Below are 15,281 nucleotides of genomic sequence, written 5' to 3'. Positions count from 1 at the left end.
TCGGTGAGCTCATGACGACGCACCATGGCCACCATCACAACCCGGCCCACTGATCAACCTCAGCCAAACACCAAGATCTGCCGGACACGACCTAGCGGGTGCCGCGCGTGGAGCGGGTGCGCGGGTCCAGGCGGCGCGGCATGGGGGCGCGGCCCGGCGGCTGGGACGGCGGCTGGGACGGCGCCTGGAGCTTGGGGATGGGCAGCTCGGCGGGCTCGTCGGCCAGCGTGACCTCCTCGCCGTGGTGCAGCAGCTTCAGGCCCCGCCCGTCCAGCAGCTCGTAGACGGCGCTGTCGTGGGTGACGGTGACCTTGATCCGGTTGTCCCGGTAGCGCATCCGGAACGCCATGCGGCTGATCCCGGCGGGCAGCCGCGGCGCGAACCGCAGCACCCCGTCCGCGGCCCGCATCCCGCCGAACCCGGCGACCAGCCCCGACCACGCCCCGGCCATTGACGCGATGTGCAGGCCGTCGCGGGTGTTGCGGTTCAGGTCGTGCAGGTCCAGCAGCGCGGTCTCGCCGAGGTAGTCGTGCGCCAGGTCCAGATGCCCCACCTCGGCGGCGATCACGGCCTGGGTCTGCGCCGACAGCGACGAGTCCCGGACGGTGATCGCCTCGTAGTACTCGAAGTTGCGGGCCTTCTGCTCGGGCGTGAACGCCTCCCCGCACAGGTGCATCGCCAGCACCAGGTCCGGCTGCTTGACCACCTGCTTGCGGTACAGGTCGAAGTAGGGGAAGTTCAGCAGCAGCGGGTACTGGTCGGGCTTGGTGGCCTGGAAGTCCCAGCGGGCGTGGTTGGTGAACCCCTCGCTCTGCGGGTGCACGCCGAGCCGGTCGTCGTAGGGGATCAGCATCGCCGCGGCCGCGTCCCGCCAGGAGGCGGCCTCCTCGGTGGTCACCCCGAGCCGGTCGGCCAGGTCGGGGTGGCGCATCGCCATGTCGGCGGCCTCCTGGAGGTTCCGCCGCGCCATGAGGTTGGTGTAGACGTTGTTGTCGACCACGGCGGTGTACTCGTCGGGGCCGGTGACGCCGTCGATGCGGAACACGCCCTCCACGTCGTGGTGGCCGAGGCCGCGCCACAGCCGGGCCGTGTCGACCAGCAGCTCCAGCCCGACCTCGCGTTCGAACCGCTCGTCCCGCGTGGCGTCGACGTACCGCACGACCGCGTCGGCGATGTCGGCGTTGATGTGGAACGCCGCCGTGCCCGCGGGCCAGTAGCCCGACGTCTCCTGCCCCCGGATCGTCCGCCACGGGAACGCCGCGCCCGGCAGCCCGAGCTGCTGCGCGCGCTGCTGTGCCAGCGACAGCGTCATGTGCCGCCAGGCCAGGGCGTCGGCGGCGGCCGGGGGATAGGTGTAGGTCAGCACCGGCAGCACGAACGTCTCGGTGTCCCAGAACGTGTGCCCGTCGTAGCCGGGGCCGGTGAGGCCCTTGGCGGGGATCATGCGGCGTTCGGCGCGGGCCCCGGACTGCAGGATGTGGAACAGCCCGAACCGCACCGCCTGCTGGATCTCGGCGTCGCCGTCGACCTCGACGTCGGCGCCGCACCAGAACTCGTCGAGGAACTCGCGCTGCTCGCGCAGCAGCCCCTCCCAGCCGGTGTGGCGGGCGCCCGCCAGCGCCGCCACCACCTGGTCGTGCAGCGCGGGCCGGGACCGGCGGCTGGACCAGCCGTAGGCGACGTACTTGACGATCCGCAGCTTCTGGCCGGGCTCCAGCCGGGTCGCGACCGTCAGCCGCCCCACGTCCGGGGAGCTCTCGGTGTCCAGCTCCATCGACTCGGGGCCGTCGATCTCGTGGGACATGCCCGCCGCCATCCGCAGGCCGCTCTCGCGGGTGCGGTGCAGCAGCAGGACCTTGGTGCCGTTGGCGACGTGCTCCTCGCTCACCAGCGGGGAGTCCAGCACGGCGGACTCGCGGGGGTCGCGGCCGGATCGCGGCAGCGCCTCGTTGGCGACCAGCTCGGACTGGGCCACGACGCGGACGGAGTGCTCGACCGGCTCGACCTCGTAGCAGATCGCCACCACGGCCCTCTGCACCAGCGACACCATCCGCACCGAACGGATCCGCACGGTGCGGTCGGCGGGGGAGGTCCACTCGACCTCGCGGGTGAGGGTGCCCGCCCGCATGTCCAGGATGCGTTCGTGGTGGTGCAGGCGGCCGTAGCGCACGTCGAACGGCTCGTCGTCGACCAGCAGCCGGATCAGCTTGCCGTTGGTGACGTTGATGACGGTCTGTCCCTCTTCGGGATAGCCGTAGGCGGTCTCGGCGTGGGGCAGGGGGCGTTCCTCGTAGAGGGAGTTGAGGTAGGTGCCCGGCATTCCGTGCGGCTCGCCCTCGTCGAGGTTGCCGCGGAGGCCCACGTGCCCGTTGGCGAGCGCGAACACCGACTCGCTCTGCGCGAGCCGGTCCAGCCGCAGCTCGCTCTCGCGCACGCACCACGGTTCCACCTCGTACATCGGGCGGGGCGTGCTCTGCTCCTGCTCTCGCGCGGCGCGCTGTGTCATGCGTCCTCCAGCAGCTCCGACAGGTCGCCGACCACCACGTCGGCGCCGTGCTCGGCCAGGGCGGCGGCGTGCTCGTCGTCCACCCGGTTCACCCCGATGACATAACCGAACCTTCCGGCGCGTCCCGCCTCGACCCCCGCCAGCGCGTCCTCGAACACGGCGGCGCGGTCGGCGGGGACGCCCAGCTCGCGCGCGCCCTCCAGGAACGTGTCGGGGGCGGGCTTGCCGGGCAGGTCGCGTTCGGCGGCCACGACCCCGTCGACCCGGGCGTCGAACAGGTCGGTGATCCCGACGGTCCGCAGCACCTCCACGGTGTTGGCGCTGGAGGACACCACGGCGGTCTTCAGGCCGTTGCGGCGGGCGCGCCGCAGGTACTCGACCGAGCCGTCGAAGACCTTGACGCCCTGCTCGCGGATGAGCTGGAGGACCAGCTCGTTCTTGCGGTTGCCGAGTCCGCGCACGGTCTCCCTGTCGGGTGGGTCGTCGGGTGTCCCCTCCGGTAGCTCGATCCCCCGCGACCGCAGGAACGAGCGCGTGCCGTCCTCGCGGCGCTTGCCGTCCACGTACCGGCCGTAGTCCTTGTTCGGGTCGAACTCGCGGAACGGCTCCCCGGTGCGCTCGGCGCGGGCGCGCAGGTACTCGTCGAACATCCGCTTCCAGGCGGCGGCGTGGACGGAGGCGGTGTCGGTCAGCACTCCGTCCAGGTCGAACAGGCACGCGTCGATCTGCTCGGGCAGTCCCAGCATCGTTCCTCTTCCAGCGGCGTTTTTCGGTAAAGACCGTGTGGTCCCACCCTCACGGCTCTTCCCAGCCGGAACAAGGACATGCCGCCGGGAGTTGCCCGAACCAGGAGAGGAACCCGCCGCGTACCACGCGGTAGTGGTCACCGATAAGGAGAAGGCGATGCAGAAGGCGCAGATCGGCGTGACCGGACTGGCGACGATGGGCCGCAACCTGGCCCGGAACCTCGCCCGGCGCGGTCATACCGTGGCCGTCCACAACCGGACCGCCGCGCGCACCAAGGCCCTGGTCGAGGAGTTCGGGCACGAGGGGACGTTCGTGCCGGCCGAGACGGCCGAGGAGTTCGTCGCCGCCCTGGAGCGCCCCCGCCGCCTGGTGGTCATGGTGAAGGCGGGCGCGGCCACCGACGCGGTGATCGACGAGTTCGCGCCGCTGCTGGAGCCCGGCGACATGATCGTGGACGGGGGCAACGCGCACTTCGCCGACACCCGCCGCCGCGAGGCCGCCCTCCGCGAACGCGGCGTCCACTTCGTCGGGGCCGGGATCTCCGGCGGCGAGGAGGGCGCGCTGAACGGCCCCAGCATCATGCCGGGCGGCCCGGCCGAGTCCTACGAGGCCCTGGGGCCGCTGCTGGAGTCGATCGCCGCGAACGTGGACGGCGTGCCGTGCGTCACCCACATCGGCCCGGACGGGGCCGGACATTTCGTGAAGATGGTGCACAACGGCATCGAGTACGCCGACATGCAGCTGATCGCCGAGTCCTACGACCTGCTGCGGCACGCCGCCGGGCTGTCCCCGGCCGAGATCGCCGAGGTGTTCCGGACCTGGAACACCGGGCGGCTGGAGTCCTACCTGATCGAGATCACCGCCGAGGTGCTGGCGCACACCGACGCCGCGACCGGGGAGCCGTTCGTGGACGTGGTGCTGGACCGCGCCGAGCAGAAGGGCACCGGCCGCTGGACCGTGCAGACCGCCCTGGACCTCGGCGTCCCGGTCGGCGGGATCGCCGAGGCGGTGTTCGCGCGGTCGGTGTCGGGCCACGCCGACCTGCGGGAGGCGGCGCGGGACCTGCCGGGCCCGGCGCGCGAGGCCACCAAGGACGCCGCGTTCGCCGACGCCGTCGAGCGGGCCCTGTACGCCTCCAAGATCGTCGCGTACGCGCAGGGCTTCCACCAGATCCAGGCCGCCAGCGCCGAGTACGGCTGGGACGTGGACCTGGGCGCGGTCGCCACGATCTGGCGCGGCGGCTGCATCATCCGGGCCCGCTTCCTGGACCGCATCCGCGCCGCCTACGAGGCCGACCCGCGCACGGTGACGCTGCTGACCGACGGCTACTTCGCCGAGGCGCTGGCCGAGGCGCAGGACGCCTGGCGGGGCGTGGTGGCCACCGCCGCCCGCCTCGGCATCCCCACGCCCGGCTTCTCCAGCGCCCTGGCGTACTACGACTCGCTGCGCGCCGAGCGCCTGCCCGCCGCCCTCACCCAGGGCCAGCGCGACTTCTTCGGCGCGCACACCTACCGGCGCGTGGACCGCGAGGGGGCGTTCCACACCCTCTGGTCCGACGGCCGCCGCGAGGTCGAGGCCTGACCGGCCCCCCGGCTCAGCCGACCGTCAGCACGATCTTGCCGCTGGTGCGCCCGGTCTGCCCGGCCCGGTGCGCCTCGGCCACCCGCTCCAGCGGCAGGACCGTGGCCACGTGCGGGCGCAGCGCGCCCGCCTCGACCAGCCGGGTGATCTCCAGCAGGCCGCCCCGGTCCGCCTCGACGATCATGAATCCGGCGCGCCGCCCGATGGCGGCGGCCTCCTCCGCCAGGTACGCCTCGGCGGGGGAGGCCAGCGCGACCAGGATCCCGCCGGGCCGCAGCGTCCGCAGCGAGCGCGGCCCGTACTCGCCGCCGATGGTGTCGACCACCACGTCGACGTCGCGGACGACCTCCTCGAACGGGACCGCGCGGTAGTCGACCAGCTCGTCGGCGCCCAGCTCCTTGACGAACGCGTGCTTGCCCTCGCTCGCCGTCCCGATCACGTACGCGCCGCGCGCCTTGGCGATCTGCACGGCCAGGTGCCCGACGCCGCCGGCCGCCGCGTGCACCAGCACCCGCTGCCCCGGCCGCACGTCGGCGGTGTCCACCAGCGCCTGCCAGGCGGTGAGCGCCGCCAGCGGCAGCGCGGCGGCCGTGACGTGGTCCAGCCCGGCGGGCTTGCGCGCCAGGTGCCGCGCGGGGGCGACCAGGTACTCGGCGTAGGCCCCGGCGGGCAGCGGCTGGCGCGGCATCCCGTACACCTCGTCGCCCGGCGCGAACAGCGTCACCCCGGGCCCGACCGCCTCGACCACGCCCGACACGTCCCAGCCCAGCCGGACCGGGCGGCCGGCCAGCCCGCCGGTCTCCCGGTGCCACCAGTCGGTCGGGTTGACCCCGGCGGCGCGCACCCGCACCAGGACCTCGGCCGGACCGGGCTCGGGCCGCTCCACCTCCACGATCTCCAGCGTCTCGGGTCCGCCCAGCCGGTCCTGCTCCACAGCGCGCATCGCGTCCGCTCCCTCGCTCGTCCTCGGTACGTGATCGACTCTCGCGGATCCGCCCGGGGCGGACGAGTGGCCGGATAGCCATGATATGAAAGGATCTGGCCATGCATCGTGTCGTGGTCCTGGCGCTCGACGGCGTCTATCCGTTCGAGCTCGGCATCCCCAAGCGCGTCTTCAGCACCGCCGCCGCACCCGACGGCAGCCCCCTCTACGAGGTGGTCACCTGCGGCCTGACCAGCGGTCCCGTCCAGACCGACGCCGACTTCGCCGTCCACGTCGAGCACGGCGTGGAGGCGCTGGAGACCGCCGACACCGTGGTGATCCCGCCGTTCGTCTGCGACCCGGCCGAGGACCGCCGGTGGCTGCCCGCGCCGCTGGCCGAGGCGCTGACGCGGCTGCGGCCGGGCACCCGCCTGGTGTCGATCTGCACCGCCTCCTACGTGCTGGCGGAGGCGGGCCTGCTCGACGGGCGCCCCGCCGCGACCCACTGGAACGAGGCCGAGCGCTTCCGGCGCCGCTTCCCCGGCGTCCGGCTGGACCCCGACGTGCTGTTCGTCGACGACGGCGACCTGCTCACCGCCGCCGGGGCCGCCTCCGGCATCGACCTGTGCCTGCACCTGGTCCGCCGCGACCACGGCAGCGCCGTCGCCAACCGCACCGCGCGGCTGTGCGTGGTGCCGCCCTGGCGCGAGGGCGGCCAGGCCCAGTTCATCGAACGGCCGGTGCCCGAGCCGCTCGACACCTCCACGGCCGCGACCCGCCAGTGGGCCCTGGAGCACCTGGACCGGCCGCTGACCCTGTCGGACCTGGCCCGCCACGCGCGGATGAGCGTGCGCACCTTCTCCCGCCGCTTCCGCGACGAGGTGGGCCTGACCCCCGGCCAGTGGCTGACCCGCCAGCGCGTCGAGCACGCCCGCCGCCTGCTGGAGACCACCGACCTTCCGGTGGACCGGGTCGCGGCCGAGTCGGGCTTCGGCACGGCCGCGTCCCTGCGCCAGCACATGGCCGCCACCCTCGGGGTCCCGCCGAGCGCCTACCGGCAGACCTTCCGCGCCGAGGCGCCGGCGGTCACCCGGCGGTGACCAGGCGGCGGATCGTGAGGGGTTCGGCGAGGACCAGGTCCAGGACCTGCCGGACGTGCCGGAAGTGCGGGGTGGCGAAGTGCTCCTCCAGCGCGTCCGGGCCGGTCCACTCCTCGACGACCACCATGCGGGCGGGGTCGTTGGGGTCGGCGTAGGGGCGGTAGGCCAGGCAGCCGGGCTCCTCCAGGGACGGCTCGATCATCGCCTCCAGGGCGGTGCGGAGCCGGTCCTCGTGGCCGGGGGAGGCCAGGCACTCGGCGACGACGTACAGCGACACGGGGTTCTCCTCGGGGAGGGGCGCGGTCAGGGACGGGCGGGGCCGGCGCCCGCGCCGGTCGTGGTGATCGCGGTCGCGATCTCGTCCAGGTCGGCCGGGGTCAGCGCGAGCGAACCGGCGTTGGTCCAGCCGTCCACCTGGGCGGGGCGGCGCGCGCCGACGATCGCGCCGGTGACGCCGGGCCAGGCCAGCGTCCAGGCGATGGCGACCTCGGCCACGGTCGCGCCGTGGCGTTCGGCGACCGGCCGCAGCGCGTCGGCCAGCGCCAGGTTGGCGGCCAGCCCGGTGGTGAAGTCGGCGTGCCCGGAGCGCCAGTCGTCGGCGGGCAGGTTCGCGGCGCGTTCGGCGGTGAACGCGCCGGTCAGCAGGCCCGACTGGAGCGGCGAGTAGACGATCACGCCGGTGCCGTGCGCGTGCGCCCAGGCGACCTCCCCGGCGGCCGAGCGGTTGATCGCCGAGAACGGCGGCTGGACCACGTCCACGTGCGCGACCTTCTCGGCGCGGTCCAGCAGGTCGGGGGCGTGGTTGGACAGTCCGATCGCCCGGACCTTGCCCTCGGCCTTCAGGTCGGCCATGACCTGCCAGTACTCCTCCAGCGGGGTGGCGTCGGGGGAGACCTCGCCGGTGCCGTCGCCGGTGTACTCCAGGGACGCGCCGGTGTCGGGCCAGTGCACCTGGTACAGGTCGATCGTCTCCAGGCCCAGGCGGCGCAGCGAGTCCTCGATCTCGCGGCGCACGCTGGCGGGCTTCATGATCCGGCGCGGGGACGCCTCGGGGTCCTCGGGATCCCAGACCAGCCCGGCCTTGGTGAAGACCAGCGGGCGGTCGGCCTCGGGCAGGCCGGCGATCGCGCGGCCGACCAGCTCCTCGGAGTGGCCGAGCCCGTAGACGGCGGCGGTGTCGATCCAGTTGACGCCGGACTCCACCGCGTGCCGGATCGCCGCGACCGACTCGGTGTCGTCGGTGGCGCCCCATGCGAAGCGCCAGCCGGAGCCGGACACCGCCCAGGAGCCGAAGCCCACGGTGGTGATGTCCATGCCGGTGGTGCCGAGCGGGCGGGTGGGAAGGGTGGTCATCGTCGAACGCTCCTCGCGGTTCGGGTGCCGGAACCGTTCCGGCGATCACCACTCTGGCCACCGGCGAGGGGGTTACCCAGTGGCGGCCGGAGCCTGGGCACGGCATGACCAGGCTCGCGGGCGGGCGGGCCGGGATACTGGCCGCATGGCTCTGGACAGGCGTGCGGAACTCGGCGAATTCCTCCGGTCGCGGCGGGCCCGGCTGCGGCCCGAGGAGACGGGGCTGCCCGACTACGGCGGGCGCCGCCGCGTCCCCGGCCTGCGCCGGGAGGAGCTGGCCCGGCTGGCCGGGGTGAGCGTGGACCACTACGTCCGGCTCGAACAGGGCCGCACGCTGCACTTCTCCGAGACGGTGCTGGACGCGGTCGCCCGCGCGCTGCGCCTGGACCCGGTGGAGCGCGAGCACCTGTTCCGGCTGGCCCGCCCCTGGAACGGCGGCGAGGCCCCCGAGCCCCAGCGGGTCCGGCCGGGCCTGCGGCGGCTGCTGGACTCGGCCGCCGACGTCCCGGCCTACATCGTCGGCCGCAACACCGACGTGCTCGCCTGGAACCCGCTGGCCGCCGCCCTGATCACCGACTTCGGCGCGCTGCCGCCCCGCCAGCGCAACCTGGCCCGCCTGGTCTGCCTGGACGAGGGCGTGCGGCACCTGTACGCCGACTGGCCCGGCAAGGTCGAGGACGTGGCCGCCTACCTGCGGCTGGACGCGGGCCGGCACCCCGGCGACCCCGCCACCGCCGCGCTGCTGGCCGAGCTGGAGGCCGCCAGCCCCGAGTTCCGCGCGGCGTGGGCCCGGCACCGGATCAGGGACAAGACGCACGGCCGCTACGTCTACCGGCACCCCGCCGTCGGCGAGCTGGACCTCGGCTTCGAGACGCTGCGGCTGCCCGACGACCCCGACCAGGCCCTGGTCGCCCACACCGTCGAGGAGGGCTCGCCGTCGCAGACCGCGCTGCGGCTGCTGGCCGCCTGGGCGCGGGACGGAAAGGCGGCGACCCGGCCCTCGTGAGCGGCGGTTTGGCTCATCCAGTGGGCCGGTGAGGGCAGGATGGAGGGGTGAGTCTTCTCGATCAGCTTCCAGCCGGTGACGATGTCAGCCCCGACGCGCTCTTCGAGGCGTTCGAGTCGTGGGTGTCGGGGCGCGGCATCACGCTGTACCCCGCCCAGGAGGAGGCGTTGATCGAGGTCGTCTCCGGTTCCAACGTGATCCTGGCCACTCCCACCGGCTCGGGCAAGAGCCTGGTGGCGGCCGGCGCCCTGTTCGCGGCGCTGGCGAGCGACCAGATCGGCTTCTACACCGCGCCGATCAAGGCGCTGGTGTCGGAGAAGTTCTTCGACCTGGTGGAGATGTTCGGCCGCGAGAACGTCGGCATGATGACCGGCGACGCCAGCGTCAACGCCGACGCCCCGATCATCTGCTGCACCGCCGAGGTGCTGGCCAACATGGCGCTGCGGGACGGCGCCGACGCCGACGTCGGCGTGGTCGTCATGGACGAGTTCCACTTCTACTCCGAGCCCGAGCGCGGCTGGGCCTGGCAGATCCCGATCCTGGAGCTGCCGCAGGCGCAGTTCCTGCTGATGTCGGCGACCCTCGGCGACGTGGCGTTCTTCCAGCAGGACCTGACCCGGCGCACCGGGCGGCCGACCGCGCTGGTCACCTCCGCCGAACGGCCCGTCCCGCTGATCTACGACTACCGGGTCACGCCGCTGCACGAGACCATCGAGGAGCTGCTCGCCGAGCGCAAGGCCCCGATCTACCTGGTCCACTTCACCCAGGCCGCCGCCGTGGAGCGGGCGCAGTCGCTGATGAGCATCAACGTCTGCACCAAGGAGGAGAAGGCGAGGATCGCCGAGCTGATCGGCGGTTTCCGCTTCACCACCCGGTTCGGCCGCAACCTGTCGCGGTTCGTGCGGCACGGCATCGGCGTCCACCACGCCGGGATGCTGCCCAAGTACCGGCGGCTGGTGGAGAAGCTCGCGCAGGCGGGCCTGCTGAAGGTGATCTGCGGCACCGACACCCTCGGCGTCGGCGTCAACGTGCCCATCCGCACCGTGGTGTTCACCGCGCTCAGCAAGTACGACGGGCACCGGGTGCGGCGGCTGCGGGCCCGCGAGTTCCACCAGATCGCCGGGCGGGCGGGCCGCGCCGGGTTCGACACCGTCGGCTTCGTCGTCGCGCAGGCCCCCGACCACGTGGTCGAGAACGAGCGGGCCCTGGCCAAGGCCGGCGACGACCCCAAGAAGCGCCGCAAGGTCCAGCGCAAGAAGCCCCCGGAGGGCTTCGTCGGCTGGGACGAGGAGACCTTCCGCAAGCTCCAGGAGGCCGAGCCGGAGGTCCTGCGCTCCCGCTTCCAGGTCAGCCACGCCATGCTGCTGTCGGTGATCGCCCGGCCGGGCAACGCGTTCCAGGCCATGAAGCGGCTGCTCACCGACAACCACGAGGACCGGTCGGCCCAGCGCCGGCACATCTCCCGCGCCATCGCGATCTACCGTTCGCTGCTGGCCGGGGGCGTGGTGGAGACCCTGGAGGTCCCCGACGAGCAGGGCCGCTACGCCCGCATCACCGTGGACCTCCAGGAGGACTTCGCGCTCAACCAGCCGCTCAGCACGTTCGCGCTGGCGGCGTTCGAGATCCTCGACCCCGCCTCGCCCACCTACGCGCTGGACGTGCTGTCGGTGATCGAGGCGATCCTGGACGACCCGCGCCAGGTGCTGGCCGCCCAGCTCAACAAGGCGCGCGGCGAGGCCGTCGCGGAGATGAAGGCCGAGGGCATCGAGTACGAGGAGCGCATGGAGCTGCTCCAGGACGTCGACTACCCCAAGCCGATGGAGGAGGAGCTGCGCGCCGCCTACGAGGTGTACCGGACCGGGCACCCGTGGGTCGGCGACCACGAGCTCAGCCCCAAGAGCGTCGTGCGCGACATATACGAGCGGGCGATGACGTTCACCGAGTACACCGCCCACTACGAGCTGGCCCGCGCCGAGGGCCTGGTGCTGCGGTACCTGTCGGGCTGCTACAAGGCGCTCCAGCAGACCGTCCCCGAGTCGATCAAGAACGACGACCTGATCGACCTCATCGAGTGGCTGGGCGAGCTGGTCCGCCAGGTCGACTCCAGCCTGCTCGACGAGTGGGAGCAGCTCGCCCACCCCGCCGACGAGCCCGTCGAGAAGGCGATCGAGGAGAAGGTCACCCGGGTCACCGCCAACGCCCGCGCGTTCCGCGTCCTGGTCCGCAACGCGATGTTCCGCCGCGTCGAGCTGGCCGCCCTGGAGCGCTACCACGCGCTCGGCGAGCTGGATCCCGACTTCGGGGCCGACGCCTGGGCGGAGGCGATGGACGCCTACTTCGAGGAGCACGACGAGCTGCTGACCGGCCCGAACGCGCGCGGCCCCAAGCTGCTCCAGATCGAGGAGGTCCCCGCCGACGCGCTGTGGCGGGTCCGGCAGGTCTTCGACGACCCGCAGGGCCACCACGACTGGGGCATCAGCGCCGAGGTCGACCTCACCGGGTCCGACGAGGCGGGCGAGGCCGTGGTCAGGGTGCTGGCGGTCGACCGGCTGTAGGACGGCGCGGGCCGGTCGCGGGCCGGTGCCGCCGGGGTCACTCCAGCCCGGCGCGGGCGGCGGCCTCGGCCCACGCGGCGTCGTCGCCGCCCGGCTCGTGGCGGCGCAGGGGCTGGGTCGCGGCGACCAGGGCGCGCATCGCGGGCAGGTCCCCGACCAGCCCGTGGGCGCGGGCCTGGACCAGCAGGTTGCCCAGCGCGGTCGCCTCGACCGGACCGGCGACGACGGGCAGGCCGCAGGCGTCGGCGGTGAGGCGGCACAGCAGGTCGTTGCGGGAGCCGCCGCCGACCAGATGGATCACCGCGACGTCCTTGCCGGACAGCTCGACCGCCGCGCGCAGCGCGGCGCGGTGGCCGAGCGCGAGGCTGTCCAGGACGCAGCGGACCACGGCGGCGGGCGAGTCGGGGACGGGCTGGCCGGTGCGGTGGCAGAACGCGGCGACGCGGGCGGGCATGTCGCCGGGCGGCAGGAACTCAGGGGCGTCGGGGTTCACCACCGACCGCAGGCCCGGGACGTCGGCGGCGGCCGCCAGCAGGGCGGGCAGGTCGGGGGAGCCCCAGACGCGCAGGCACTCCTGGAGGAGCCACAGGCCCATCACGTTGCGCAGGTAGCGGATCGTGCCGTCGACGCCCGCCTCGTTGGTGAAGTTGGCGGCGCGCCCGGCGTCGCCGAGGATCGGGCCGGGCAGCTCCACCCCGACCAGCGACCAGGTCCCGCACGAGATGTAGGCGAAGTCGTCGCCGGTCGCGGGGACGGCGACGACGGCCGAGGCGGTGTCGTGGGAGGCCACCGCGACCACCGGGGTGGCGGCGGGCAGGCCGGTCTCGGCGGCGACGTCGGGCCGCAGCGTGCCGAGGGTCGTGCCGGGCTCGCGCAGCGGCGGGAACAGGCGGGCCGGGAGGTCCAGGCGGCCGAGCAGCTCGGTGGACCAGTCGCGGCGGCGCACGTCGAACAGCCCGGTGGTGGAGGCGTTGGTCGGCTCGGCGCCCTGGACGCCGGTCAGCCAGTACGCCAGCAGGTCCGGGATCATCAGCAGCCGTTCGGCCCGCGCCAGCCCGGCGCGCGCGGCCGCGAGCTGGTAGACGGTGTTGAACGGCAGGAACTGCAGCCCGCCGATCCCGTACAGGTAGGCGTCGCCGAGGTCGGCGCGGACGCGTTCCATGACCCCGTCGGTGCGGGCGTCGCGGTAGTGCACGGGGTTGCCGAGCAGGGCCCCGTCGGCGTCGAGCAGCCCGTAGTCCACGGCCCACGAGTCGATGCCGACCGACGTGACGGGACCGGCGTCGCGCAGGCCGTCCAGGACGTTGCCGTACAGGCCGAGGACGTCCCAGTACAGGGTGCCGCCCGCGCGGACGGGACGGTTGGGGAAGCGGCGGACCTCGGTCAGGTCCAGCCCGTCCCCGAAGCGGGCGGTGATGACGCGTCCGCTGGAGGCGCCGAGGTCCACGGCGGCGAACCGGGGGCTCACGCGACGACCAGGACGTCGAGGGTGCGGGGGCCGTGCACGCCCTCGACGCGCGACAGCTCGATGTCGCTGGTCGCCGAGGGGCCGGACACGAAGGTGAGGGGGCGGGCCGGGTCCAGGCGCTCCAGCGCCTCGGGCACGTCGGCGACGACGCGGGCGGCCTCGACCACGACCAGGTGCCGGTCGGGGACCAGGGTCAGCGCGCGCGGGCCCTGGCCGGGACCGTGGTCGAGCACGACCGTGCCGGTCTCGGCGATCGCGACGGCGCAGCCGGTCACCGCCCCGTCGATCGCGTCGAGGCCGGCGACCGGCGGGTCCTCGACCAGCAGGTCCGGGTCGGCGCGGGCCAGCCACGCGCGCGGCAGGCCCCCGGGAACGGCGTACACGCGTCCCGCCAGACGGGCGGCGACCGCGCCGGGCAGTTCGGCGGGGGTGACGCGCCGCACCGTGGCGCGGTAGTGGGCGATCCGGTCGGCGAGCAGGTCCAGGACGTCGCCGGTGGAGTGGCGCCGCAGGTAGTCCCGTTCGATCGCGGCGCGGCCCGCGGCGATCTCGGCGGCGGGGCGCGGCGGGACGACGGCGTCGATCCGGGCGAGGACGCGGTCCCGGCTGTTCATGGCCCGGCTGTTCACGGCGCGGCTGCTCACGGCCGTCTCCCTCCGTCGGTGCGTTTCCACCAGGCGCGGAACGACTCCGGCGGTGGACGCGGGATGTCGCGGGTGTCGGTCCAGGCGCGCAGCGGGCCGGGCAGGCGGCGCGGGGTGAGGCGGCGGAACCGGCCCGCCGCGCGCTGCGCCAGGGCCAGCCGGGCGGGGGAGCGGAGCGTCCAGCCCGCCGCCGCCATCGCCGCGTCGGTCAGCGGGTGGCGGGCGCTCTCCACGGCGCGGGCCCGCAGCTCGACCAGCACCTCGGGGATGTCGATCGCGACCGGGCACGCCTCGAAGCACGCCCCGCACAGGGTGGAGGCGTAGGGCAGCGACGCGTCCACCTCCGAGCCGACGCCCCGCAACTGCGGGGACAGGATCGCCCCGATCGGCCCCGGATAGGGGGAGCCGTAGGCGTGGCCTCCGGCGCGTTCGTAGACGGGGCAGACGTTGAGGCAGGCCGAGCAGCGGATGCAGCGCAGTGCCTGGCGGCCCACTTCGTCGGCGAGGACGTCGGTGCGGCCGTTGTCGAGCAGGACCAGGTGGAAGTCCTGTCCCTCGGTCACGCCGGTCCACATCGAGGTGTAGGGGTTCATGCGCTCGGCGGTGGAGGAGCGCGGCAGCAGCTGGAGGAAGACCTCCAGGTCGGCGAAGGTCGGCACCAGCTTCTCGATCCCCATGACCGTGATCAGCGTCCGGGGGAGGGTCAGGCACATGCGGCCGTTGCCCTCCGACTCCAGGACCACCAGGGTCCCGGTCTCGGCGACGGCGAAGTTGGCGCCGGACACCGCGACCCGGGCCGACAGGAACTTGGCGCGCAGGTGCCGCCGCGCCGCCTCGGCGAGTTCGGCGGGGGAGTCCGACAGCCCGGCCGGGGCGTCCGGCATGGTCCGCAGGAAGATGTCGCGGATCTCGGCGCGGTTGCGGTGGATGGCGGGGACCAGGATGTGGGAGGGGCGGTCGTCGCCGAGCTGGACGATCAGTTCGGCCAGGTCGGTCTCGTAGGCGGTGATCCCGGCCTGGGCCAGCGCCTCGTTCAGGCCGATCTCCTGGGTCGCCATCGACTTGACCTTCACCACCTCCCTCTCACCGGTCGCCTCCACCAGCCCGGCGACGATCCGGTTGGCCTCGGCGGCGTCGCGCGCCCAGTGCACGGTGCCGCCCGCACCGGTGACCCTCTCCTCCAGCAGCCTCAGGTAGTGGCCGAGGTGGGCGAGGGTGTGGTCCTTGATCTGCCTGGCGGACTCGCGCAGCCGCTCCCAGTCGGGCAGCTCGGCCACCGCCTCGGCGCGCCGCGCGCGGATCGTGCCGGTCGCGTGCGCGAGGTTGCGGCGCAGCCGCGTGTCGCCGACCGCCTCCCGCGCGGCCTCCGGGAACGACGGCATCCCCAGGTAGGTGGGCA

Annotated in this window: 12 protein-coding genes; 4 read left to right on the top strand and 8 right to left on the bottom strand. The window is 73.9% G+C overall.

The features are described 5' to 3' along the window. Positions 1–91: 91 nt before the first annotated feature. The gene (locus tag HNR61_RS44160; protein ID WP_182849117.1) at positions 92–2,506 is read right to left on the bottom strand and encodes a glycoside hydrolase family 65 protein; all 2,415 of its coding nucleotides are present in this window, start codon (positions 2,504–2,506) and stop codon (positions 92–94) included. After that, the gene (locus HNR61_RS44155; protein ID WP_182849116.1) at positions 2,503–3,252 is read right to left on the bottom strand and encodes an HAD family hydrolase; all 750 of its coding nucleotides are present in this window, start codon (positions 3,250–3,252) and stop codon (positions 2,503–2,505) included. Before HNR61_RS44155 ends, HNR61_RS44160 begins: the two co-directional genes overlap by 4 nt. A gap of 157 nt (positions 3,253–3,409) precedes the next feature. On the opposite strand from HNR61_RS44155, the gene gnd reads away from it, so the two are divergent. Continuing rightward, positions 3,410–4,834 (top strand): NADP-dependent phosphogluconate dehydrogenase, encoded by a 1,425-nt coding sequence (gene gnd, locus HNR61_RS44150; RefSeq protein WP_182849115.1) that lies wholly within the window; start codon positions 3,410–3,412, stop codon positions 4,832–4,834. Positions 4,835–4,847: 13 nt separating this feature from the next. Here gnd and HNR61_RS44145 read toward each other — a convergent pair whose 3' ends face one another. Then, entirely contained in the window at positions 4,848–5,777 is a 930-nt protein-coding gene (locus HNR61_RS44145; protein ID WP_182849114.1) for an NADP-dependent oxidoreductase, read from the bottom strand. Positions 5,778–5,878: 101 nt separating this feature from the next. Between HNR61_RS44145 and HNR61_RS44140 the strand changes: the two genes are divergently transcribed. Next, positions 5,879–6,856, top strand: coding sequence for a GlxA family transcriptional regulator (locus HNR61_RS44140; protein WP_182849113.1), 978 nt, complete (start codon positions 5,879–5,881; stop codon positions 6,854–6,856). On the opposite strand, the gene HNR61_RS44135 is transcribed toward HNR61_RS44140, so the two are convergent. Then, entirely contained in the window at positions 6,843–7,133 is a 291-nt protein-coding gene (locus HNR61_RS44135) for a putative quinol monooxygenase (RefSeq protein ID WP_067813286.1), read from the bottom strand. The two genes, HNR61_RS44140 and HNR61_RS44135, sit on opposite strands and share 14 nt — an antisense overlap. Positions 7,134–7,159: 26 nt before the next feature. Beyond that, the gene (locus tag HNR61_RS44130; protein WP_182849112.1) at positions 7,160–8,209 is read right to left on the bottom strand and encodes an aldo/keto reductase; all 1,050 of its coding nucleotides are present in this window, start codon (positions 8,207–8,209) and stop codon (positions 7,160–7,162) included. A gap of 145 nt (positions 8,210–8,354) precedes the next feature. On the opposite strand from HNR61_RS44130, the gene HNR61_RS44125 reads away from it, so the two are divergent. Both HNR61_RS44125 and HNR61_RS44120 read left to right on the top strand, forming a co-directional pair. Beyond that, the gene (locus HNR61_RS44125; protein WP_182849111.1) at positions 8,355–9,215 is read left to right on the top strand and encodes a helix-turn-helix transcriptional regulator; all 861 of its coding nucleotides are present in this window, start codon (positions 8,355–8,357) and stop codon (positions 9,213–9,215) included. A gap of 47 nt (positions 9,216–9,262) precedes the next feature. Continuing rightward, positions 9,263–11,770 carry a DEAD/DEAH box helicase gene (locus HNR61_RS44120; protein ID WP_182849110.1) on the top strand — a complete coding sequence of 836 codons (2,508 nt, stop codon included), beginning with the start codon at positions 9,263–9,265 and terminating at the stop codon, positions 11,768–11,770. A gap of 37 nt (positions 11,771–11,807) precedes the next feature. Here the strand turns inward: HNR61_RS44120 and HNR61_RS44115 are convergent, their stop codons facing one another. Genes HNR61_RS44115 through HNR61_RS44105 form a run of 3 tightly spaced genes read right to left on the bottom strand, consistent with a single transcriptional unit; the run spans position 11,808 to position 15,264 of the window. Then, on the bottom strand, positions 11,808–13,238 hold the full coding sequence (locus HNR61_RS44115) for a rhamnulokinase (RefSeq protein WP_182849109.1): 1,431 nt from the start codon (positions 13,236–13,238) through the stop codon (positions 11,808–11,810). Continuing rightward, positions 13,235–13,852, bottom strand: a complete 618-nt coding sequence (locus HNR61_RS44110) for a LutC/YkgG family protein (RefSeq protein ID WP_182849127.1) — start codon at positions 13,850–13,852, stop codon at positions 13,235–13,237. Before HNR61_RS44110 ends, HNR61_RS44115 begins: the two co-directional genes overlap by 4 nt. A gap of 26 nt (positions 13,853–13,878) precedes the next feature. Further along, positions 13,879–15,264, bottom strand: coding sequence for a lactate utilization protein B (locus HNR61_RS44105; protein ID WP_220510532.1), 1,386 nt, complete (start codon positions 15,262–15,264; stop codon positions 13,879–13,881). Positions 15,265–15,281: the final 17 nt, after the last annotated feature.

Origin of the sequence: Actinomadura kijaniata, assembly GCF_014138665.1 — a bacterium.
Lineage (GTDB): Bacteria > Actinomycetota > Actinomycetes > Streptosporangiales > Streptosporangiaceae > Spirillospora > Spirillospora kijaniata.
This window is presented reverse-complemented; position numbering and strand designations above follow the sequence as displayed.